The following is a 20,523-nucleotide window of genomic DNA, read 5'->3' as shown; positions in this document are numbered from 1 at the left end:
CTGCTATGGCTCCGATAGGAGCGGCGGCAGTGGGTCGATTATCGACTTTGATGAGGTGAAATCCAACCAATATCAGATCTGAACGCTGATTGATAGATCAGGTCTCGACTTGCACAGCGCAAGGTTTCGATACTCTGCTGCCCGACGATGTCATTGCTGCATTCGAGGGGAGGTCCATGCGACTGCGGCTCGACTCCCCGGTCAGTACCCGAAAGCGATACCGCCCCGCGCATACATCACCCAGCCCCGCGCACCCACTTCCCCGGCGACACCCCATACACCCGCCGATACATCGCAATGAACGCGCTGTCGCTGGCATAACCGACGCCGTGCGCCACGGCCGTCACCGATTCGCCTTCCGCCAATCGCGACTGCGCCACCACCAGACGACATTGCGTGCGCCACTGCGCGAACGTCATCCCGGTTTCCCGCACAAAGGCCCGGGCCAGGGTTCGCTCGCTCGCCCCGACCCGCTCGCCCCACTCGTGAAGCGACAGCGGCAAGGCAGGCTCGTCGAGCAGCGCCTGCGATACCGCCGCCAAGCGTTTGTCGCGCGGCATCGGCAGATGCAGCGGCGCACGGTGGGCGGCCGCGAGTTCGTCGAGCAGAGTGGCGACGAGGCGTCGCTTCGCGGGCGTCAGCACGGCGTCGGCCGCCCATCCCGTCACGCGGAGTATCAGCTCGCGCGCAAGCGCATTGATTTCGATGATGGCGGGGAAGGTCGGCAAGCCGCGATACGTCTCGACATCGAAATAGAGGCTTCGATACATGAAGGTGCCGTGCATCGTGGTTCGATGCCGCAGCCCGGCGGGCAGCCACACGGCCTGCGACGGCGCCAGCTGTCCGACCCGATCGCCCGTATACAACGTCACCGCGCCCGCCGCCTGATAAAGCAACTGCGTGCGCCGATGCGTGTGCCAGTCCGAGCCGTGCCCATGCGTGTCCACCGCGAGCCCGACGATCGGGCACGTCGCGAGATCGGGATCGACCACGGCGTCGGGCGCGTAATACGGCATGGCTGTCTTGCGATGTTTTTTGCCTGAGTCGCGTGATTTTAACTTTCGCGCAGCGGCTACGCTACCGGCCTTCCCGACTCGAATCGCACCAAAGAGAAGCGCCATGCAACCGTCTCGACCCACCCTCAACCCCACACTGCCGCCTAAATGGCTCGTCATCGCGTGGCTCGCGCTGCCGCAGATCGCGGAGACCATCCTTGCGCCCGCCTTGCCGGACCTCGCTCACGCGTGGCGCCTGGACCCGGCTCACACGCAATGGGTGATGAGCGTGTTCTTCCTCGGCTTTTCCGCGGGCGTCCTGCTTTGGGGGCAGGTGTCGGATCGCTGGGGGCGACGTCCCGCGCTGCTGTCCGGTCTCGCGCTGGCACTGGCCGGCACCTTGATCGCGCTCGTCGCCGCGCGCTACGAATGGCTGCTGCTCGGCCGCTTCGTCCAGGCGCTCGGCATGGCGACCTGCTCGATCACCACCCAGACGATCCTGCGCGACCGCCTGAGCGGCCCTGCGCTGACGCAGTATTTCGTCACGCTCGGCATCGTGCTGGCATGGTCGCCCGCCGTGGGCCCGCTGGCCGGACAATGGCTGTCCGACCGGCAGGGTTATCCGGGCGTGCTGTGGGCCATCGCGGCGCTGGTGCTGTGCCTGATGCTGTCGGGCGCGCGCTGGCTGGACGAAACCCGGCCCGACACCCCGATCCCGACGCCGCTGAAACAGCTGGCGCTGCGCATGGCGGGCGATTCCGCCTTGTGGCGCGCGGCGGCGCTGGTCGCGGGCCTCAATACGCTGGTTTTCTCGTTCTACGCGGCCGGCCCGTTCATGGTCGGCGAACTGCCCGGTCTCGGCTTCGGCTGGGTCGGGCTCGCCGTGGCGTTCGCGGGCAGCGCAGGCGCTGCCTGGAACCGTCGGCTGCCCGGCGGGATCGACCCGGATCGCCGAGTGCGGCTCGGCCTGATCTTCGTACTGCTCGGAGTAGTCGGCCAACTGGCCTGCGGGCTCGTGTCGACACGCCCCGGCGCGCTGTGGGCCGCGACTGCGCTGCCCGTATTCGCGGGATTCGGTCTCGCCATTCCGAACCTCCTGGCGCCCGCGCTGCGCCACTACGGCGCGAGCCTCGGACGCGCCGGGGCACTGTTCGGCGTGACCTACTACCTGATGCTCGGCATGGCGCTTGCCGCCACCACGCTGTTGCCGTTCGACACCCCGATCGCCTTGAGTGCGTTCTGGACGTGCCTGGCCATCGCGATGTTCGTCCTGCACCGCGGAGCGTCCCAGCCCGGGGCGGCAAACGCACAGGCCGGCCGACCCGTCGACGGCGACCGGCTGGGCGGGTGAGGCCGCGCACGCCGGGCATCCCGCCCTGAACCGGATAGCGCGGCAGGCAAAGCCGGCCGCGCGCGATTGCTCGATTCAATTGGCGGCCGGGATTTTATCGGATTTAAATGGGCGTCCGCGTGTTCATTCCGGAGAACCTTCATGGCCCAAATCGACGTCGCAGAAATGGTCCAATCCATTGCGGCGGAAACCCGCGTCCCCCCTGAAACCGTATCGCGGCTGTACGAGGAAACGCTCGCGCAATACAGCGAGGGCGCGCGGATCCATGACTACCTCGCCGTGCTCGTCGCCAAGCGCGTACGCGAAAACCTGCGCAACCGCGCCGCCCACTGACCTGTAACGCCTGTTCACTTATCGGGATATTGACCCGCGATTAACGATCGCGCGCATTTTCAAGCGCCACGTTAATTAACAGATGAAGGGTTTACACGAATCGTCACTCGACAGTCGGCTTAATAGACTGCTTTCGTCTCTCCGCCTTGTATAGACAAGCAAGGCCCGCCGCCTCGCCCGATCCCGACCCACGCGCCGATGCCAGCGCCCGGGGGAGGCCGGCCCCGGAACACGCCCTGGCAATCTGTAGGACCTCGTCACACCCGCGCGAGCGGGGATGTCTCGTTGAATCGTGAAGTTCACCGCAAGGATATCGATGAGCACCGTGGAACCGTTCGAGCGCCGCCATCCCGCTCCCGCCCGGCACCCCTGCGCCGCGCGTCGCACGCGTCCGCGCGGCGGCCGCTGACGCCGGCCGCCGCACGTCGATCGCTTTCCCGTTCCAGCACTGGTTTTCCCGCTGTACCGCCGCACCCCGGGCCCCGGCGTCCGGACGCGCGACACCGCTCGCCGGGCGGTGCGCGAGCACGTCCGCTGCCGGCGGCGCGGGTCGATAACCGAGAACTTCGCGCCCGGCGCCGCCGGGTGAGGCGAAGTCCATTCCGAGGACACACACCCATGAAGCTGGGCGCTTTCCTGATGCCTGCGCATCCGCCGTCCCGTTCGCTCTACGACGGCCATCATCACGATCTCGACACGCTCGAATATCTCGACCGGATCGGCTTCGAGGAAGCCTGGATCGGCGAGCACTACATGATGCCCGCCGAGCCGTGCCCGTCGCCCGACCTGCTGCTCGCGCAGGCGTTCCTGCGCACGCGCCGGATCCGGCTCGCGCCGGGCGCGTTCATGCTGCCGTTCCATCATCCGGCCGAACTCGCGCACCGGATCTGCCTGCTCGATCACCTGTCGCAGGGTCGGCTGATGGTCGGGATCGGCGCGAGCGGCACCAACCTCGACCTCGAGATGTTCGACATCGACTACGCGTCGGGCGTGCATCGCGAGATGACGGCCGAGTCGATCGCGATCATGACGCGCTTCTGGGAGAGCGACGGCCCGTTCGAGCATCGCGGCCGCTTCTGGACCGCGCGCCGGCCGGCGGACCAGCCGCAAAAACGCAGCAGCTACCACCTGAAGCCCTGGCAGAAGCCGTATCCGCCGATCGGCGTGACCGGGCTGTCGGCCAGCTCGGCGACGCTGCGGATCGCCGGCGCGAACGGCTGGATTCCGATCAGCTTCTGCTTCACGCCGCAATACCTGCACACGCACTGGGCGGTGGTCGAGCAGGGCGCGCGCGACGCCGGGCGCGCCGTGCCGTCGCGCGACATGTGGCGGGTCAGCCGGCCGTTCCTCGTCGCCGACACGGATCAGGAAGCGTGGCGGCGCGCGGTGCACGGCGAGATGGGCCGCTATTTCCGCGAGGACTATCTGCCGATGCTGGCGGGCAATCAGGCGCTCGGCCTGCTCAAGCACGATCCGGCGGTGCCGGACAGCGACGTGACGGTCGAGTATGTCGCGAAGCACTGCTGGATCGTCGGCTCGCCCGCGACGGTGCGCGCGCGCATCGAGGAGATGCAGGCGCTCTCGGGCGGCTTCGGCGTGCTGCACGTGATGGGCTTCGACCACCTCGACGAGCTGGACCTGATCCGCGACAGCTACGCCGGCCTCGCCGAGATCGTCGCCACCCATTTCGCGTGACCGCGCCCGGAGTCGCCATGAAATCTGCCCATTCCCACCGCGCCGCACTCGTGATCGTCGACATGCAGCGCGATTTCGTCGAGCCCGGCGCGCCGATCGCATGCGCGGGCGCGCCCGCGATCGTGCCCGCGATCCTGCGGCTGCGCGCGTTCGCGCATGACGCCGGGCTGCCCGTGATCTACACCCAGGAAGCGCATCGACGCCAGAAGGTCGACTTCGGCCTCGAACTCGAATACGGCGAAACCGAGCATTGCGTCGAAGGCACGCCCGGCATCGAGATCATCGACGCGCTCGCGCCCGCCGCCTCCGACTACGTGCTCGTCAAGCGCCGCTACAGCGGCTTCTTCGCGACGGATCTCGATCTGCTGCTCAAGGGCCTCGGCGTCGACACCCTGGTGCTGACGGGCGTCGCCACCGACGTCTGCGTGCGGGCCACCGCGCAGGATGCGCTGCAGCTCGACTATCGCGTGCTGGTGCCGCGCGAGTGCGTGGCCGGCACGACGCCCGCGCGCCACGAGGCCGCGCTCGAGCATGTCGGCTACGTGCTCGGGCGCGTGCTGCCGCTCGACGAGGTGCTCGCGCAGCTGCGCGCCGGGTCCCGGGCGGCGGCATGAGCGCGCCCACCTATCGCGCGCTGATCCGCACGCTCGTCGAGACCCGCGCGGACCTCGCGCGCGCCGAGGCGGCGGCGCTCGTCGCCGCGCTCCTCGACGGGCACTACACCGACCTCGAAAGCGCCGCGCTGCTGGTCGCGCTCGCGCGCAAGGGCGAGACGGCCGACGAAGTCGCGGGCGCCGTCGACGCGATCCTCGCGCGCAGCGCGCCGCCGCCCCTCGCGCCCGATTGCGACGCGCTCGACATCGGCGGCACGGGCGGCGACCGCGCGGGCACCTTCAACATCTCGACCGTCGCCGCGCTGATCGCGGCCGCGGCCGGCGTGCCGGTCATCAAGCACGGCAATCGCGGCGTGACGAGCGCGTGCGGCAGCAGCGACCTGCTCGCCGCGCTCGGCGCGGACGTCGCGCGCAGCAGCACGCCGGCGCGGATCGCGGCGGATCTCGCGGCCTGCGGCTTCGCGTTCGTCGCCACCGCGAGCTACCACCGCTTCCCGCCGCGCGTGAGCGAGATCCGGCGCGCGCTCGGCGTGCGCAGTCTGTTCAACCTGGCCGGCCCGCTCGTGCATCCGGCGCGCGTGCGGCGGCAGATCGTCGGCGTCGCGCAGCCCGAGCTGCTCGACGTGATCGCGACCGCGCTGCTGCGCCTGGGCCGCGACGCGGCGTTCGTCGTGCACGGCTCGGCGGGCCTCGACGAAATCAGCTGCGCGGGCGAGACGCGGATCGCGCGCGTGCGCGGCGGCGCGCTCGACACCTTCAGCGTCAGCGCGCGCGACTTCGGTTTGCCGGCATGCCGCGTCGAGGATCTCGCGGGCGGCGATCCGGCCCGCAACGCCGCGTTGTGCCGCGCGATCCTCGCGGGCGAGCCCGGGCCGCGCCGCGACACCGCGGTCGCGGCGGCGGGCGCGCTGCTCGTGCTTGGCGGGCGCGCCACCACTTTCATCGACGGCGCAGCCGCGGCACGCGGCGCGCTCGACAGCGGGGCCGCCGAACGGCTGCTCCAGCGTTTTCTCAGCGAGATTCCAGCATGATCAACACGCGTATCAAGATTTGCGGCATCACGACCCTCGTCGACGCGCTCGCCGCGCTCGAAGCCGGCGCGGACGCACTCGGCTTCGTGTTTTCCGCGAGCCCGCGCCAGATCAGCGCGCGCGACGCCCGCACGATCGTCGACCAACTGCCGCCGTTCGTCACCACGGTCGGCATCTTCGTCGACGAACCGATCGAGCACGTGCGCGCGATGGCCGAGATCTCGGGCGTGGCGGCCGTCCAATTGCAGGGTAGCGAAACCGACGCGTACTGCCAGCAGGTCGGCCGGCCCGTGATCAAGGGCTTTCGCGTCGGCGCGGACTTCGATCCCGCCGTGGCCAACGGCTACCGGGTCAGCGCCTATCTGTTCGACGCTTCCGTCGCCGGCCTCACGGGCGGCACCGGGCAGCGCTTCGACTGGGACCGGCTGCACGGCGTGCGCTTCGCGCGCCCCGTGATCGTCGCGGGCGGCCTGCACGCGGACAACGTCGGCCAGCTGGTCGCGCGGCTCGCGCCGGCCGGGGTGGACGTCAGCTCGGGCGTCGGCGCGAGCGCGACCCGCAAGGATCCGGACAAGCTGCGCGCGTTCGTCGCGGCGGTGCGCGATGCGGATCGCGATGCGCGCCCGCAGCCGAGCGCCGACGCCCCGGACCTGCTGCGCGACGCCTTCGACGCGCGGCCGCTCGTCGAGATCAACGGCCGGCAGTTCCTGGTCAACTCGCTGACCGAGCAGGTGCCGGCCACGCCGGCGCCGCTGCTGCGCGAGGCCGCGCGGCGCGTGTGCGAGGCGCTCGACGTGCAGCCCGGCATGAAGCTGGTCGGCGAGGAAGACAAGGGCGGCGTGCTGCTCGCCGCGGTGTCGCTGCTGTCCGGCCTGCCGTTCGGCATCGCGCGCTGGTATCCGTCGGGCCTCGAAGGGCAGGTGAAGGTCGAGTTCGGCTGCGAGTACACCTCGGGCGAGCTGTACCTGAACGGCGTCGAAGCGGGCGACCGCGTGATCATCGTCGACGACCTGATCAGCACGGGCGGCACGCTGATCGGGCTGGTCGAGGCGGTGCGGCGCGCGGGCGCGAGCGTCGAGCAGATCGTCTGCGTGGCGGAGAAGGCCGACTACGCGGGCGTCGAGCGGGTGCGCGCGGCGACCGGCATCGAGGTGCGCACGCTGGTGCGGGTCAGCGTGGCGGGGACGGCGTCGAGCGTGCTCGACGTCAATTACTGAGCGACGCGGACAGGAGGACGACCATGCGCACAGGTTTCTTCAAGGGATGGAGCGTCGTGATCGCGGCGCACCTGCTGCTCGCGCTGATCTTCGGCGCGGCTTATTCGTTCGGCGCGTTCTTCGTGCCGCTGCAGGCGACGTTCGACGCGGGGCGCTTCCCCGTGGCGTCGGTCTTCTCGCTGACCGCGTTCATCTACTACACGGTCGGGGTGTTCTCCGGCGCGGTCGCCGACCGGACCTCGACGCGCACCGTCGTCGGCATCGGCATCGTGCTGCTCGCGCTCGGCTTCTTCGTCAGCAGTCTCGCGGGCGGCTCGCTGCCGGTGTTCCTCGGCGCGTTCTGCGTGCTGGTCGGGCTGGGCGTCGGGCTCGTCTACGTGCCGAGCGTGACCGCGGTGCAGCGCTGGTTCGTGCGCTACCGCAGCCGAGCGTCCGGGCTCGCGCTCGCGGGCACCGGGCTCGGCACCTTCATCGGGCCGAGCGCCGCGGGCTGGTTGATGCAGCAGATGTCGTGGGCCTCGACGATGCGGGTGTTCGCGGCGGCGATCGCGCTGGTGGGGCTCGCGGCGGCGACCCAGATGCGCGGCAAGCCGCAGGAGCTGGGCCTGCTGCCGGACGGCGACACCGCGCCCGCCGGCGCGACGGCCGCGCCCGCGCGCGGCGGCGCCGATCTGACGCTGGCCGAGGCCGCGCGCGGCGCGCGGTTCTGGTGGTATTTCGGCGCGATCTTCCTCGGCTCGGTCGGGCTGTTCCTCGCGCTCGTGCACATCAATCCGTATGCGCGCCAGCTGGGCCTGTCCGCCGCCGAGGCGAACCTGCTGATCGGCCTGATCGGCGTCGGCAACGTCGGCGGCCGCCTGTTGCTCGGCAGTCTCGCCGACCGGCTCGGCGCGCGCCAGCTGCTTGGGTGGCTGACCTTCGCGCTCGCCGTGTTGAACCTGTGCTGGCTCGGCGCGCACGATTTCGCGACGCTCGCCGTGTTCGCGCTGCTGTTCGGCGCGGCCAACGGCGGCTGCATCTCGCTGTATCCGTCGGTCGCGGCCAGCTGGTTCGGCACCGCGAACCTCGGCGCGATCCTGGGCGCGCTGTACATCTCGGTCGGCATCGCGGCGATCGCGGGCGGCAGCCTCGGCGGCCTGCTGTTCGACCTGTCGCAGAGCTACGCCGTGTCGATCGTGTTCAGCGCGCTGTGCGCGCTCGCGTCGGTCGCGCTGCTCGCGATCGCCGGCTCGCGGCGCGCGGCGGATGCGCCGCATCGCGCGGTTGCGCGCGCAACGGAATGAGCGGGCGCCTGCGATGAGCGACATCGTCGACCTGCGCAGCGCGCTCGCCGCGCTCGAACGCCACGGCGGGCGCATCGAGGAGATCGATGCGCGCCTCGATCCGCAGCTTGCGCTGCTCGACGATTACCTCGCGTCGTATCGCACATCGCACGGCGCGTGGATGAGCGCCGAGCAGCCGCTGCGGCGCTACCATGCGCCGGCGCGCGGCGCGTTCCCGGTGCTGCTGGGCGTGTTCGGCAGCCGCGCGCGCACGCGCTTCTGGCTCGATCCGGACGGTCGCGCCGATCCGCGCACGCCGCATGGCGCGCTGCTCGCCGACGCGCTCGCGCGGCCGTTGCCGCCGCAACCGGTGCGCGCGCCGACGCCGCGCCATGTGGTGCGCGATCCCGATTTGCGCGCGTGGCTGCCGGCGCTGACGTGTTCGGCGGGCGATCCGGGGCCGACCGTCACGCTCGGGCTCGCCTATGCACGCGACCCGGTGAGCGGGGCGGCGAATGCCTCGGTGCACCGGATCACGCTCAAGCACGGTTCGGCGACGATCGCGCTCGGCTCGTCCGGCCATCTGCGGCGCATGCTCGACGCATGCGTGGCGCGCGGCGAGCGCTTGCCGGTCTCGATCAACATCGGGCTCGATCCGGCGCTCTACTACGCGGCGGCGCTGAGCGCGCCCGCGCTCGGCTTCGGCGACGACGAACTGGCCGTCGCGGGCGCGCTGCGCGGCCGGCCGGTGGGGCTGGCCCCATGCGCGTCGCAGCCGGGCTGGTGCATCGACCACGCCGAGATCGTGCTCGAAGGCAGCCTCGGCGCGGAACAGGCGAGCGAGGGCGATACGCCGGGCGGCCATGCGATGCCCGAATACCTCGGCTACTACTCGCCGGCGGGCGTGGTGCCGGTGCTGGCCGTCAGCGCGCTCGCGTATCGCGAGGGCGCGTGCTATCAGGCGGTCAGCGGGCCGGGGCGCGAGCAGTCGGAATTGCTGGGCGCGGGCCAGGAAGCGGCGGTGTGGCGGGTGCTGCAGCAGGGCGGCGCAGGTTCGCTGGTGCGTGACGTCGGCGCGCTGGCGGCGGGCGGCGGCCATCTGTTCACGGTGCTGCAATGCGCGCCGCGCGACGCCGGGGACGACGCGCGGCTGCGCGAGGCGGCACGGCTGGCGCTCGAACAGGTTGCGTCGACCAAGAACCTGGTGCTCGTCGATGCCGACGTGCAAGCGCACGCGGCGGACGACGTGCTGTGGGCCATCGCGACGCGCTGCCGGCTGGAACACGATCTCACGGTCACGGGGAGCCTGCGCGGCACCTCGCTCGACCCGACCCAGTCCGCCGAGTATTGCGCGGGCGGCGTGCGCGGCCATACCCGCAAGTGCGTGATCGACTGCCTCGTGCCGCTCGACCAGCGCGCGCGCTTCCGGCGCGCCTTCAGCGCGGCGTGACCGCGCGCGGGGTCATTCTTGCCAGACCTGATGGGTGAAGCGCTTCGCCCATGCGGGCGGCTCGCCGCGGAAATAGAAATGAATGCCGTCGGTGAACGACGCGGGGATCAACTGGTGCCGCGCGCCGATCCGCGCGAGCGCATGCAGCGTGAAGAACGAGATGTGGCCGTTGCGCGGCGCGCAGTACCACCAGCGTTCGAGTCCGGCTTGAAGCGCGGCGTCGGTGGCGAGGGTGGTGCTGAACAACAGCGCGCCGCCGTCTTCGAGGAATCCCGCCAGCTCGTCGATCAATGCCTGCGGCTGCGGATGATGCTCGAATACCTCGAACGCGACGACGAGATCGTAACGCCGCGTCGGGCGGATGCTGTTGCCTGTGTAGGGATCGAACGAGTCGACGTGCGCGAAGCCCTTGGCCTTGAGTTCGCGTTCGAACAGGCCGAGGCCCGCGCCGTAGTCGAGGATCGCGACGCCGGCCAGTTCGGGGAAATTGCCGGCGACGATCTCGGCGTTCTGCGCGGCCCGCGCGCCGAGATAGTCGGGGTCGACGCGCACGTACTCGTCGTTGTAGATGTGCGCGGCGAAATCCTCGTGAGACCACGCGTCGAACGCGTGGGTCGCGACGAAGCCGCATTGCTCGCACCGGTGGTAATAGATCGGGACGCCCGCGTAGGGCATGACCCGCGGGCCGACCAGATCGAGACAACTGCGGGAAAAATCGACCACGCCGCACAAGCGGGCGGGCCCGTCGCAACACTTGCAGCGGGTGACGGGCGGGCTGACCGCCAGATCACTGAGCAACACCATGGCTACCTCTTTTGATTCGGAATCTTGAAAGGCGGTGGCGTGCGGATCACCCCGTGCCGGCATTGTACTCCGGCGCGTGACGCGTAAGGCGCGGTGCGGGACGCACGGCTGCGACATCCGTATTGAAAGTATTTTGAATGAATCCATGCAGCCCGGCACGCCGGGTTTCTGCTTCGCCCCCCCGTCGGACCGCATCCGTCTCCGAGCCCGACAGCAGGACTCACTTTCCCGCAGCGCACCGAATCCGGTCAGGCGCCCCCTTTGTCGGCCAAAAGTTCGATGCCTGGGTGCAGAAGGTGAGGGCGTCGTCGGACCGGCTCGACATGAGCGTGTACCGCACGGTTGCCGAGTCGAGCGAGAAGGCGCCCGTGCGCTACTTCTCGTCGGTCGATCCCCGGCTCTTCCACAACATCATCGCGAAATACAACGATGGCCACGTCCTCGACCTGAAGGACGCCGCCTGCGGCACGAAGGGATAACGCATGTTCGGCAAACTGACACTTTCGGCGATTCCGTTCGACCAGCCGATCATCATGGGGGCGGGCGCCTTCATGGAGCTGGTCGTGATCGGCATTCTCGCGGCCTTGACGATCACCGGCCGATGGAAATGGCTGTGGGGCGAATGGCTCACGAGCGTCGATCACAAGAAGATCGGCGTGATGTACATCATCATCGCGTTCATCGTGCTGCTGCGCGGCTTCGCCGACGCGATCATGATGCGCCAACGGGCCCGGCTACCTGCCGCCGCACCATTACGAGCAGGTCTTCACCGCGCACGGCGTGATCATGATCTTCTTCATGGCGATGGTGTTCATGGTCGGCCTGATGAACCTGATCGTGCCGCTGCGGATCGGCGCGCGCGACGTCGCGTTCCCGTTCATCAACTCGCTGTCCTTCTGGATGACGGCCGTCAGCGCGATCCTGATCAACCTGTCGCTCGTGATCGGCGAATTCGCGCGGACCGGCTGGCTCGCCTATCCGCCGCTGTCCGAGCTGCAGTTCAGCCCGGGGGGGCGACTACTATCTGTGGGCGCTGCAGATCTCGGGCGTCAACTTCTTCGTGACGATCATCAAGATGCGCGCGCCGGGCATGACGCTGATGAAGATGCCCGTGTTCACCTGGACCGCGCTGCGCACCAACGTGCTGATCATGGCGTCGTTCCCGATCCTGACCGCGACGCTCGCGCTGCTCGCCCTCGACCGCTACCTCGGCATGCATTTCTTCACGAATGACGCCGGCGGCAACGCGATGCTGTACCTGAACCTGATCCGGGCGTGGGGGCATACGGAGGTGCACATCCTGATCCTGCCGGCGTTCGGGATCTTCTCGGAAGTCATCGCGACCTTCGCGAAGAAGCCGTTGTTCGGCTACCGGACGATGGTCTACGCGACCTGCGCGATCATGGTGCTGTCGTTCCTCGTGTGGCTGCATCACTTCTTCACGACGGCGTCGACGGTCCGGAAGATCGAGGACAACCGCCTCGGCAAGCGCATCGAGACGCGCGTCGACGACTTGGAACTGGAGGTCAACTGATGTTGCAGAAAACTCTCGACGTGAACCTGCACGATCACGCCGACGATCATGGCGATCATCCGCCGTCCCATTCGGTGTTCGGGTTCTGGCTGTACCTGATGACCGACTACGTGATCTTCGCGGCGCTGTTCGCCACCTTCGCGGTGCTACGCGGGCGGCCCGACCACGAAGGACCTGTTCGACATTCCCGGCGTGGCGCTGGAGACGGCGGCGCTGCTGTTGAGCAGCATCACCTACGGTTTCGCCATGCTGGCCGCGCATCGCCAGATGAAGGGCGCGCTGCTCGCCTGGCTCGCCGTGACCTTCGTGCTCGGCGCGGCGTTCCTCGCGATGGAAATGCGCGAGTTCTCGCACCTGATCGCCGAAGGCGCGGGGCCGCAGCGCAGCGCGTTCCTGTCCGCGTTCTTCACGCTGGTGGGCACGCACGGGCTGCACGTGACCGTGGGCCTCGTGTGAATGGTCGTGCTGGCCGCGCAGATCGTCGGCCGCGCGACGCTGTCGGAACGCGACCTGCGTCGCCTGACCTGCCTGAGCCTCTTCTGGCACTTCCTCGACATCGTGTGGATCTGCGTGTTTTCCTTTGTCTATCTCGCGAGCGTGATCTGAATGGACCAGTCGCATCCCTCTCAACTTGATGCCGGGCACGGCAGCGTCGGCAGCTACGCCGCGGGCTTCGTGCTGTCGGTCGTGCTGACCGCGGCGTCGTTCGGGGTCGTGACGTGGGGCGGCCTGCCGCCGCACGCGGCACTGATCGCGCCGGCCGTGCTCGCGTTCGTGCAGATCGTCGTGCACCTCGTGTACTTCCTGCACATGAACAGCTCGTCGGGGCAGCGCTGGAACGTCATGGCGTTCAGCTATACGGTGCTTACCACCGGCATCCTGATCATCGGCACGATATGGGTCATGCACAACGTCAGCATGAACATGATGTCGCGCTGAGCGACACGCGCGGGACGGTAGGCTGAAAGCGGCTCGAAAGAGCCGCTTTTTTCATGTGCGCTCGCCGGCGCGACGGGGCGGCGTGCACAACCTGGAATGCGTATCGCCCGCACGCCCGTGGTCTCGATCGCACTGCCGGAATTTCCTGGAAATGAGCAATAGGGCTTCCTATAGTGGATAGCGAAAAATACGCGTGAAATGCAGCGTCTCCCGCATGCGGCCCGCATGGAACTGGTTCTTTTCTTTATCTGAGGTGTGCTTACTTTTTGACAGGGAGGCGCGCACCATGTCCACTCAGACGAACTTGCTGGAACTGTTCCGGTGCCGCGTATCGCTCGCGGGCCATGCGCCGGCCGTGGTCTCGGAACACGAGACGCTGAACTACCGCGACCTCGACCGACGAAGCGACACGGTCGCCGCCGCGCTGACGGCGCACGGCGCGGGGCCCGGCAGCCTGGTGCCGATCGAGGCGAGACGGAATGCGGATTTCATCGTCGGCATACTCGGGGTGCTGAAGGCGGGCGCCGCCTATGTGCCGATCGACGAGCGCTATCCCGACGCGCGCAGGCAGCACATCCTGGCGCAGTGCAACGCTCCGCTTGCGTTGACCACGCGCAAGCCGGCCGCAAGCGGAACGGGTTCGTACATCAGCATCGCGCAGTTGTGCTCGCAGCATCGGGAACAGGATGCGCCGAGCCCGACGCCGCACGAGAGCGCGGCGAACGATGCGCTCTATGTGATCTTTACGTCGGGCTCCACCGGCGCGCCCAAGGGCGTGATCGTCGAGCACGCGGCCGTGGCCGCGCTCATGCGTTGGCACAACGCGCGTTTCGCGATGACCGGCGAGAGCCGGGCGACGTCGATGGCCAGCCTGGGATTCGACGTCTCGCAGTGGGAGATCTGGTCCACGCTCACGGCGGGCGCGACCTTGTTCCTGCCCGACGACGAAACGCGCCTCGACGTCGACGCGCTGGTCGGTTTCTTCATCCGCCACCGGATCACGCATGCCTATGTGCCGACCGTGCTGGTCGCGGATGTGGTCGCCCTCGGTCAGCCGGCGGGGCTCGCCCTCCGGTATCTTTTCACGGGAGGCGAGAAGCTCGGCCCGGTCGATACGGACGGCATCCGATACACGCTGATCGATTACTACGGCCCGACCGAAGCGACGATCTTCGCAACCTGCCATCCAGTGCCGAGCGCGACGCTGGGTCGGCCGGATTCGATTGGCCGCCCGATCCACGACACGGAAATCCTGATCCTGGACGAGGCGGGGGGCATCGTGCCCACGCCCGAAGTCGGTGAAATCTGCATCGGTGGACCGTGCCTGGCGCGCGGCTACCTGGGCAACCCCGATCTGACCCACATGAAATTCCGCCCGCATCCGAACCAGCCCGGACGGATCGTTTATCACACGGGCGATCTGGGACGCACGCTCGACGACGGCGCGATCCAGTTCCTCGGTCGCCGGGACGACCAGGTCAAGATACGAGGCAACCTGGTCGAGCCGGACGAGGTTCGGAGCACGCTCATGCGCGCGGTCGAGGTGCGCAAGGCGAGCGTGCTGACCGTGCCCAACGCGGCCGGGAGCGGTGTCGATCTGGTCGCGTTCGTCGTGCCGCGCGACGCCACGGCATCGCCCGCGCGCGTCATCGCTGCGCTCAAGGCGACTGTCCGGCACTACCTGCCCGACTACATGTGGCCGGTCCGCTATCTGCTGCTGGACGAGATGCCGACCACGGTGAACGGCAAGACCGATCGGGACGCGCTCCGGCAGCGCTTTCATGCGCAACAGCAACCGGACTGGGCGGAAAGCGAACCGTACAGCGCCGCCGAGCGTCAGGTCGCGAATGCATTCGCCGCGCTCATCGGCCATGCGCACTTCCACAAGACGGATTCGTTTTTCGATATCGGCGGCAACTCCCTGCTGACGGCGAAGCTCGTCAAGGCGTTGTCGGAGGCGGCGGGCGTGAAGATGCTGATTCGCGAGGTCTACGAGCACGCCTCGGTCGCGGGGCTCGCGGCGGAGATCGAGCGGCGCGTGGCCGCGACCGCGCCGGAACTCGAACGCGAGCCGACCTATGCGCTGGAGCAGGACATCCGCGTGCCCGCCCAGGCGGATTTCAGCGGCCCGTTCGACCCGGCCCGGCTGAGCCGGCCCCGCGCGATCCTGCTGACCGGCGCGACGGGTTTCGTCGGAGTCCACTTGCTCGCCGAACTGCTCGCGACGACGTCGGCGGTGGTGCATTGCCTCGTCCGCGCCGAGGACGCGAGTGCGGGCCGTGCGCGCATCGAGGCGAAGCGACGCGAGTACGACCTGCCTGTGAAGGCGGAAGACATGGCGCGCATCCGCGTCTGGCCGGCCGATATCACGAAGGCCCACCTCGGCATGAGTGCGTCCGACTACGCGGCGTTGAGCGACGAGATCGATGTGGTCTATCACTCGGCGAGCGCGGTCAACTTCATCCAGCCTTACTCGTACATGAAGAAGATCAACGTCGACGGCTTGCTGCAGATCGTGGCATTCGCGGGCAGCCGGCGCACCAAGGCGCTGGTCATGCTGTCGACGATCTCGGTCTACAGCTGGGGGCATCGCTTCACGGGCAAGACCTCGATGACCGAGGCGGACGATATCGACCAGAACCTGGGCGCCGTGCTCGAGGACATCGGTTATACGCGCAGCAAGTGGGTGATGGAAAAGATCGCCGACCTGGCCGCGCGACGCGGACTGCCGCTGATGACGTTCCGCCTGGGCTACGCGACGTTCCACAGCGAAACCGGGGTGAGCGCGGATTATCAATGGTGGGGGAGGCTGGTCAAGACCTGCCTCGCGCGCGGCACCGTGCCCGATCTGCACGATCTGCGCGAAGGCTTGAGCACGGTCGACTACATGACGAAGGCGCTCGCGTACATTTCGCGCAAGCCCGAGGCGCTGGGACGGAAATTCAACTTGATCAATTCACCCGGCACCAATCTGACGCTCCTGGAATTCTTTGCGCGCTTGAATCGGGATTTCGGTTTGAACCTGCGCATCGTACCGTTCCATGAATGGCTCGATTCCTGGAAGGGCGATGTCGATGCGCCGCTTTATCCGCTGTTGAGCCTGTTCAACGACAACATCCGCAACGGCTTGAGCACGGTCGAGCTTTATCAGGACAATTATCAGTGGGATTGCCGCAACGTCATCGAATGCCTCGCCGGCAGCGGGATCGAGCAGCCTACGTTTTCGCGCGCGCAGCTCGCGTTGTATCTGAAGCGGTCGATCGGGTGGTCTGCGGCGGGTTGAGCGTTCTGGCGAGTGGAGAACCGGCGCGCAGCCGGCGGCGCGCCCGGGCGGAATCGCGGCGCTCCTCGCCCATGCCGCGTGGATGGCCGGCGAATCCGGCAGGGGAGGCCGCCGATGTTCAGGCGAATCCCTGCATCGAGAGCGCGCCGAGCGCACCGAAGTTCACGCGGAGCGGCTGGCCGCGCGGTACGTCGAGTGCGCCTGCATAGGAGCCCGTCGTCACGATCTGGCCGGCGCGAACCGGTTCGCCGCGTGCGGCGAGGAAGTTGACGAGCCAGAGCAAGGGCTTGAGCGGATCGCCGTCCGGATGGCGGCCGTCGATCGTTCGATCGAGCGCGCCGTGGAAATCGAGCGCGATGGCGTCGAGCGGGACGTGCAGGCCGTCCGGCACCACGGGGCCGACACATAGCCCCTGATTGAACTGGTTGTCCGCGAGCAGCTCGAAGGCGGATGCCCGTTCGGGCTCCGCGTAACGGCAGCCCAGCACTTCGAGCACGAGCCGCACGTCGCGAATCGCGTCACGTACCTCGGCTTCGTCGTAGGGACGATCGCGACGCGGCAGGTCGTGATCGAGCACGAAAGCAAGTTCGGGTTCGATGCGCACGATGGGCGCGTCTCCGGCGACCGGGAACGGCGCGTTCGATGCGTCGTGGATCCGCGATGCGAGGATGGGCGCGACGACGACGCGCCCCGGCGGCGGCAGCGCGCATTTCCAGCCGCCGACGCCATCCCCCGACAACGCGACGACGCGGCGCTGGATCGCCAGTGCTGAGTCGATGTCGTCCGGGCGCGCGGCGTCCGGCAGCCGCGCGCCGGGAATGCCCGCGCGGTGTAGGGCAATGAGGTGCAGGGCGGCGATTTCCGTGTTGTCGGGCGTGGCGGTCATGGGAATGCGGGAGGGGCGCGAGGCGAAGCGAGCATTCTATGCCCGGCGGCGGATGCCGTGTCGGGCGCCGGGCGCTGCCCGTGCCGGCGTCGAGCCCGGCCGCGTGGTTGCCGGAACCCGGCCGGGGCTCGCATCAGGCGCAATCGAGGTGCATCGTTGAAAACGATGCACCTCGCCCTCTCATCCGGTCATCGTGACGGATGGATTGGATCGACGAATCAAGGGATATAAACCGATCCGGAGTTCACCAACGCGGCGCCGCCCGGTGAAACGCCATAAATGAAGATGCGGGTGCCCGGCGGATAGCTTGCGCCCAACTGAATACCGAACCGATGGGAGCCGCCGGCATTACAGGCGGCGTTGACTGCGGGCTCGTTCGCTTGATTGGCAATACCCACGCCGGCCAACATGCCGCCGTTTTCCGGGCTATTGCCGACGTAGATCTGCACGGTAACCGGTTGATAGTTGCCTTGCGCGCAGGCCCAGCCATATACGACGCCGTTGCTGTTGGCCGAATCGATCGTACCGATCACGCCGGCAAGCGCCGCGTGAGAGGAGAGCATGAGCGCCGGGGCGGCGAGCAGGAGCGCAAGTTTCTTCGCGCGCAGCGTGGAGCAAGCCTGCTTCGCAAGCTTGCCGATCGAAACGGTATTTGAAATGCTCATTGAATTCCCCCAAGTTAAAGAAAATTGGTCGGTTTATGGGTTTGTTTCAAAGATGCGAATCGGAATTTTCTCAGCCAGGCTGGATTCGAGGGCGTCCGATCAGAAACCCTCTCAAGTACTTTATTTCAAGCGGCAGGCACCATCAATCACTAATCGCAATCGATTTGATGCGCGTCGGGAGATGTTCGTGTGATTGAGAAGGCCGCGTACGATTGAAATCGATTTGATTTATGGTTGAATTTAATGATTCAAAGATTATTGATCAAGCAGGAGCGCTGTGCGCCTGCATTGCAGATTTCCACGACAACGCGAGTGCTGTTCCAGAGCAAGCAGACAATGAAACCATTACGTGCTGTACCTGCATCATCTGCTCGTTCGGCGAATATACCGGCGCATCGACGACCGGCCGCAGCGCGTCATCCGTGATCGTGCGTCGCCGCAGACCTTCGCTTTCGGTAAAGGCGCGGTGCGTGCCCATGCATATTGGCGTCGGCGAACGGATTCGCCAGCACGTGGCGTTCGGCATGACAGCGCTAGCGGATTGTTCGCATACCAGACAATGCCTGGGAAGCCCGCGACACGACACCCGACCAATCCGTTTCATCGACTTCCTGCCGAAACAACGTCACGGCACCGGGATACCAGATCGACGTCGAGCCCTGTGCCGCCCATCGCCAATCCGCGGCGACATTTGAAATCAGTATCCAGGTGGGTTTGCCGAGCGCCGCGGCAAGATGCATCGCGGCGGTGTCGACGCCGATCACGAGGTCGAGCCGCGAGATCATGCCCGCGACGTCGGCAAAGTTGGCGGCCCGGCTACCCAGATTGACGATGAAGCGTTGGTCGGTTTCCGCTTGTAGCTCAACGGCAGTCGCATCCTTTTGGAGGCTGACGAAGGTGACGTTCCCACTCTCCCATAGAGGCTTCAGCACCTTCAGCCCCGGCAGCGACCTGACCGAGTCGCTCGGGTTGAGCGGGTTGCCTCGCCAGACCAGGCCGACGCGAAGACGCCCCTTGGGAAGGAAGCGCTCCCATTTCGATGCCGCATTCGCCGGTGCGCGCAGATAGGGCAGTTCGGCCGGGATGGTGGATGGCTGTTCCCGCAGATGATAGGGAATACTCCAGGCATAGGTCCAGAAATCGTGCATCGGACATGCCGATGCATGAAATGCTTCGCGCGGGACGACTGCATCCGCGCCGGGTAGCGCGGCAAACAACGGCAGCGTCGCGTAGCTGCAAACCAGCGTGATTCGCGCGCTACCGAGTGCCTTGAGTCTGCGGATATAGCGCACCAGATGGATCAGATCGCCATGCCCTTGCTCCGGCCAGATCAGAAGCGACGCGCCCGCGATGGGCTCTCCGCGCCATTGAGGGAAGGGTACCGTCGGCGGGCTGGAATGGGCACCTTGGAAAAAAGGCGCGTGGCGTGCTTCGAACAGCAGCAGCCCCTCGGTCCAGTTTCCCTCGGCGAGCAATGCGTTGGCCAGATTCAGCTGATAGGGCGCGTGATCCGGCTGAAGCGCCAACGCGCGTCGATAAGCAGTCTTGGCGTGATCAAGGCGGCCCTGGTCCGTCAGGATAAGGCCGAGCAAATTCAGCGCATCAGGGCGATCCGGTGCCGCTGTGATCAGTTGCGCAATCATCGATTCGGCTTCTTTCAAGCGTCGCATCGATCGCAGCAGGCTACCCAGATTCAACAACGCGTCCGGATGATCCGGCTGGGCGACAAGCGCGCGCCGGAACGAGGACTCGGCGGCATCGTGCCGCGCCTGGGCGCGATGGAGCACGCCAAGATTGTTGTGAGCGTCGGCGAATGACGGTTTCTCTTGAATCGCTCGGGTCAGATGGGTCAGGGCGTCGGCGTAGTTGTGCAAAGCCAAGTGGCAGGCGCTCGCCAGATTAAGCAGTTCCGCATCGTCGGGATCAACCTCAAGAGCCGCTTGCGCCGCGCGTAGGGCTTCGGAAAATTGCCTGCAGAGATAGCGTTCCTTTACGAAAGCAATATTTCGATGTTGATCATGAGTCATTGCGCGCCTTTTTCAATGCAGATCGCTTTACAGCTTTCTGGTTAGGTCATGGCATTGCCGCAGGGCTCGGTTTTGCTCAGACAAAATCGCTGAACCAAGTGAGTCATGGATTGGCAGTCGTGCTGCGACGCTTCGCGCGCGGCTGTCAGACTGGCCTCGGACGCATATTATCATCCGACGATATGACCACGGCCATGGTTCTGTGCTGCCTCCGGTCCCCCGTGTTTCTTGCGCAAATAATTCTTAAGTGGGTGACGTCGCCTGGATGTGCCCAGTCCACTGTATGTCTTCCATTCAGCATGACGTCGTCTAGGCAATATCCATCTTGCGGCACACCGCCTTGATAAGAGTTCCAGGCCTGGCTTGCTTTGACGGGAATGCTCCGCCCCTTGATGGGTTGATGGAGAGCCTACCTTTGGCGAGGCACCCTGTATAAA

Annotated in this window: 16 protein-coding genes and 3 pseudogenes; 13 read left to right on the top strand and 6 right to left on the bottom strand. The window is 67.0% G+C overall.

Annotation, left to right across the window (positions count from 1 at the left end; genetic code table 11):
* Positions 1–236: 236 nt before the first annotated feature.
* On the bottom strand, positions 237–1,121 hold the full coding sequence (locus tag Bsp3421_RS21315; protein ID WP_274003181.1) for an AraC family transcriptional regulator: 885 nt from the start codon (positions 1,119–1,121) through the stop codon (positions 237–239).
* Here Bsp3421_RS21315 and Bsp3421_RS21310 point away from each other — a divergent pair.
* From Bsp3421_RS21310 to Bsp3421_RS21275, 8 genes are all read left to right on the top strand, one after another.
* On the top strand, positions 1,120–2,346 hold the full coding sequence (locus Bsp3421_RS21310; RefSeq protein WP_274003179.1) for a multidrug effflux MFS transporter: 1,227 nt from the start codon (positions 1,120–1,122) through the stop codon (positions 2,344–2,346). The genes Bsp3421_RS21315 and Bsp3421_RS21310 overlap by 2 nt on opposite strands.
* 141 nt (positions 2,347–2,487) lie before the next feature.
* Positions 2,488–2,679 (top strand): DUF3562 domain-containing protein, encoded by a 192-nt coding sequence (locus Bsp3421_RS21305; RefSeq protein ID WP_274003178.1) that lies wholly within the window; start codon positions 2,488–2,490, stop codon positions 2,677–2,679.
* Between the two features lie 618 nt (positions 2,680–3,297).
* Positions 3,298–4,374 (top strand): LLM class flavin-dependent oxidoreductase, encoded by a 1,077-nt coding sequence (locus tag Bsp3421_RS21300; RefSeq protein WP_274003177.1) that lies wholly within the window; start codon positions 3,298–3,300, stop codon positions 4,372–4,374.
* Positions 4,375–4,391: 17 nt separating this feature from the next.
* Positions 4,392–4,988, top strand: a complete 597-nt coding sequence (locus Bsp3421_RS21295) for an isochorismatase family protein (RefSeq protein ID WP_274003175.1) — start codon at positions 4,392–4,394, stop codon at positions 4,986–4,988.
* The gene (trpD, locus tag Bsp3421_RS21290) at positions 4,985–6,019 is read left to right on the top strand and encodes an anthranilate phosphoribosyltransferase (protein WP_274003173.1); all 1,035 of its coding nucleotides are present in this window, start codon (positions 4,985–4,987) and stop codon (positions 6,017–6,019) included. Before Bsp3421_RS21295 ends, trpD begins: the two co-directional genes overlap by 4 nt.
* Positions 6,016–7,236, top strand: a complete 1,221-nt coding sequence (locus Bsp3421_RS21285; RefSeq protein WP_274003172.1) for a phosphoribosyltransferase family protein — start codon at positions 6,016–6,018, stop codon at positions 7,234–7,236. Before trpD ends, Bsp3421_RS21285 begins: the two co-directional genes overlap by 4 nt.
* Before the next feature lie 23 nt (positions 7,237–7,259).
* Positions 7,260–8,519: an MFS transporter gene (locus tag Bsp3421_RS21280; protein WP_274003170.1), complete on the top strand. Its 1,260-nt coding sequence runs from the start codon at positions 7,260–7,262 to the stop codon at positions 8,517–8,519.
* A gap of 13 nt (positions 8,520–8,532) precedes the next feature.
* Positions 8,533–9,948, top strand: a complete 1,416-nt coding sequence (locus Bsp3421_RS21275) for a UbiD family decarboxylase (RefSeq protein WP_274003168.1) — start codon at positions 8,533–8,535, stop codon at positions 9,946–9,948.
* A gap of 12 nt (positions 9,949–9,960) precedes the next feature.
* Here Bsp3421_RS21275 and Bsp3421_RS21270 read toward each other — a convergent pair whose 3' ends face one another.
* Positions 9,961–10,752, bottom strand: coding sequence for a class I SAM-dependent methyltransferase (locus Bsp3421_RS21270; protein ID WP_274003167.1), 792 nt, complete (start codon positions 10,750–10,752; stop codon positions 9,961–9,963).
* A 269-nt stretch (positions 10,753–11,021) separates the two neighbouring features.
* Between Bsp3421_RS21270 and Bsp3421_RS21265 the strand changes: the two are divergent.
* From Bsp3421_RS21265 to Bsp3421_RS21245, 5 genes and pseudogenes are all read left to right on the top strand, one after another.
* Positions 11,022–11,231, top strand: a pseudogene (locus tag Bsp3421_RS21265) (COX aromatic rich motif-containing protein); the annotation flags it as partial.
* Between the two features lie 3 nt (positions 11,232–11,234).
* Positions 11,235–12,205: pseudogene (locus Bsp3421_RS21260) on the top strand (cbb3-type cytochrome c oxidase subunit I); the annotation flags it as partial.
* 80 nt (positions 12,206–12,285) lie between these two features.
* Positions 12,286–12,892 (top strand): annotated as a pseudogene (gene cyoC / locus Bsp3421_RS21255) (cytochrome o ubiquinol oxidase subunit III).
* Positions 12,893–13,225, top strand: a complete 333-nt coding sequence (cyoD, locus tag Bsp3421_RS21250; protein WP_274003165.1) for a cytochrome o ubiquinol oxidase subunit IV — start codon at positions 12,893–12,895, stop codon at positions 13,223–13,225.
* Between the two features lie 286 nt (positions 13,226–13,511).
* Positions 13,512–16,508 (top strand): amino acid adenylation domain-containing protein, encoded by a 2,997-nt coding sequence (locus Bsp3421_RS21245; protein WP_274003163.1) that lies wholly within the window; start codon positions 13,512–13,514, stop codon positions 16,506–16,508.
* 118 nt (positions 16,509–16,626) lie between these two features.
* Here the strand turns inward: Bsp3421_RS21245 and Bsp3421_RS21240 are convergent, their stop codons facing one another.
* The 4 genes from Bsp3421_RS21240 to Bsp3421_RS21225 all read right to left on the bottom strand — a co-directional run bounded on the left by Bsp3421_RS21240 (position 16,627) and on the right by Bsp3421_RS21225 (position 20,086).
* A complete protein-coding gene (locus Bsp3421_RS21240) occupies positions 16,627–17,394 on the bottom strand; it encodes a 2-keto-4-pentenoate hydratase (RefSeq protein ID WP_274003160.1) in 768 nt (255 codons plus the stop codon).
* 218 nt (positions 17,395–17,612) lie between these two features.
* Positions 17,613–18,059 carry a hypothetical protein gene (locus Bsp3421_RS21235; RefSeq protein WP_274003157.1) on the bottom strand — a complete coding sequence of 149 codons (447 nt, stop codon included), beginning with the start codon at positions 18,057–18,059 and terminating at the stop codon, positions 17,613–17,615.
* A gap of 262 nt (positions 18,060–18,321) precedes the next feature.
* Entirely contained in the window at positions 18,322–18,537 is a 216-nt protein-coding gene (locus tag Bsp3421_RS21230) for a hypothetical protein (protein WP_274003155.1), read from the bottom strand.
* A gap of 55 nt (positions 18,538–18,592) precedes the next feature.
* Positions 18,593–20,086 (bottom strand): tetratricopeptide repeat protein, encoded by a 1,494-nt coding sequence (locus tag Bsp3421_RS21225; RefSeq protein ID WP_274003154.1) that lies wholly within the window; start codon positions 20,084–20,086, stop codon positions 18,593–18,595.
* Between the last annotated feature and the right edge of the window lie 437 nt (positions 20,087–20,523).

This window comes from Burkholderia sp. FERM BP-3421, assembly GCF_028657905.1.
Lineage (GTDB): Bacteria > Pseudomonadota > Gammaproteobacteria > Burkholderiales > Burkholderiaceae > Burkholderia.
The sequence above is the reverse complement of the archived record's forward strand: the minus strand, read 5'-3'. Positions and strand labels throughout refer to the sequence as shown.

Excerpts from the sequence above, each read along its gene's own strand:
- Bsp3421_RS21310 (WP_274003179.1), top strand. The coding sequence starts at position 1,120 with ATGCAACCGTCTCGACCCACCCTCAACCCCACACTGCCGCCTAAATGG.
- Bsp3421_RS21315 (WP_274003181.1), bottom strand. The coding sequence starts at position 1,121 with ATGGCGCTTCTCTTTGGTGCGATTCGAGTCGGGAAGGCCGGTAGCGTA.
- Bsp3421_RS21305 (WP_274003178.1), top strand. The coding sequence starts at position 2,488 with ATGGCCCAAATCGACGTCGCAGAAATGGTCCAATCCATTGCGGCGGAA.
- Bsp3421_RS21300 (WP_274003177.1), top strand. The coding sequence starts at position 3,298 with ATGAAGCTGGGCGCTTTCCTGATGCCTGCGCATCCGCCGTCCCGTTCG.
- Bsp3421_RS21295 (WP_274003175.1), top strand. The coding sequence starts at position 4,392 with ATGAAATCTGCCCATTCCCACCGCGCCGCACTCGTGATCGTCGACATG.
- trpD (WP_274003173.1), top strand. The coding sequence starts at position 4,985 with ATGAGCGCGCCCACCTATCGCGCGCTGATCCGCACGCTCGTCGAGACC.
- Bsp3421_RS21285 (WP_274003172.1), top strand. The coding sequence starts at position 6,016 with ATGATCAACACGCGTATCAAGATTTGCGGCATCACGACCCTCGTCGAC.
- Bsp3421_RS21280 (WP_274003170.1), top strand. The coding sequence starts at position 7,260 with ATGCGCACAGGTTTCTTCAAGGGATGGAGCGTCGTGATCGCGGCGCAC.
- Bsp3421_RS21275 (WP_274003168.1), top strand. The coding sequence starts at position 8,533 with ATGAGCGACATCGTCGACCTGCGCAGCGCGCTCGCCGCGCTCGAACGC.
- Bsp3421_RS21270 (WP_274003167.1), bottom strand. The coding sequence starts at position 10,752 with ATGGTGTTGCTCAGTGATCTGGCGGTCAGCCCGCCCGTCACCCGCTGC.
- cyoD (WP_274003165.1), top strand. The coding sequence starts at position 12,893 with ATGGACCAGTCGCATCCCTCTCAACTTGATGCCGGGCACGGCAGCGTC.
- Bsp3421_RS21245 (WP_274003163.1), top strand. The coding sequence starts at position 13,512 with ATGTCCACTCAGACGAACTTGCTGGAACTGTTCCGGTGCCGCGTATCG.
- Bsp3421_RS21240 (WP_274003160.1), bottom strand. The coding sequence starts at position 17,394 with ATGACCGCCACGCCCGACAACACGGAAATCGCCGCCCTGCACCTCATT.
- Bsp3421_RS21235 (WP_274003157.1), bottom strand. The coding sequence starts at position 18,059 with ATGAGCATTTCAAATACCGTTTCGATCGGCAAGCTTGCGAAGCAGGCT.
- Bsp3421_RS21230 (WP_274003155.1), bottom strand. The coding sequence starts at position 18,537 with ATGGGCACGCACCGCGCCTTTACCGAAAGCGAAGGTCTGCGGCGACGC.
- Bsp3421_RS21225 (WP_274003154.1), bottom strand. The coding sequence starts at position 20,086 with ATGACTCATGATCAACATCGAAATATTGCTTTCGTAAAGGAACGCTAT.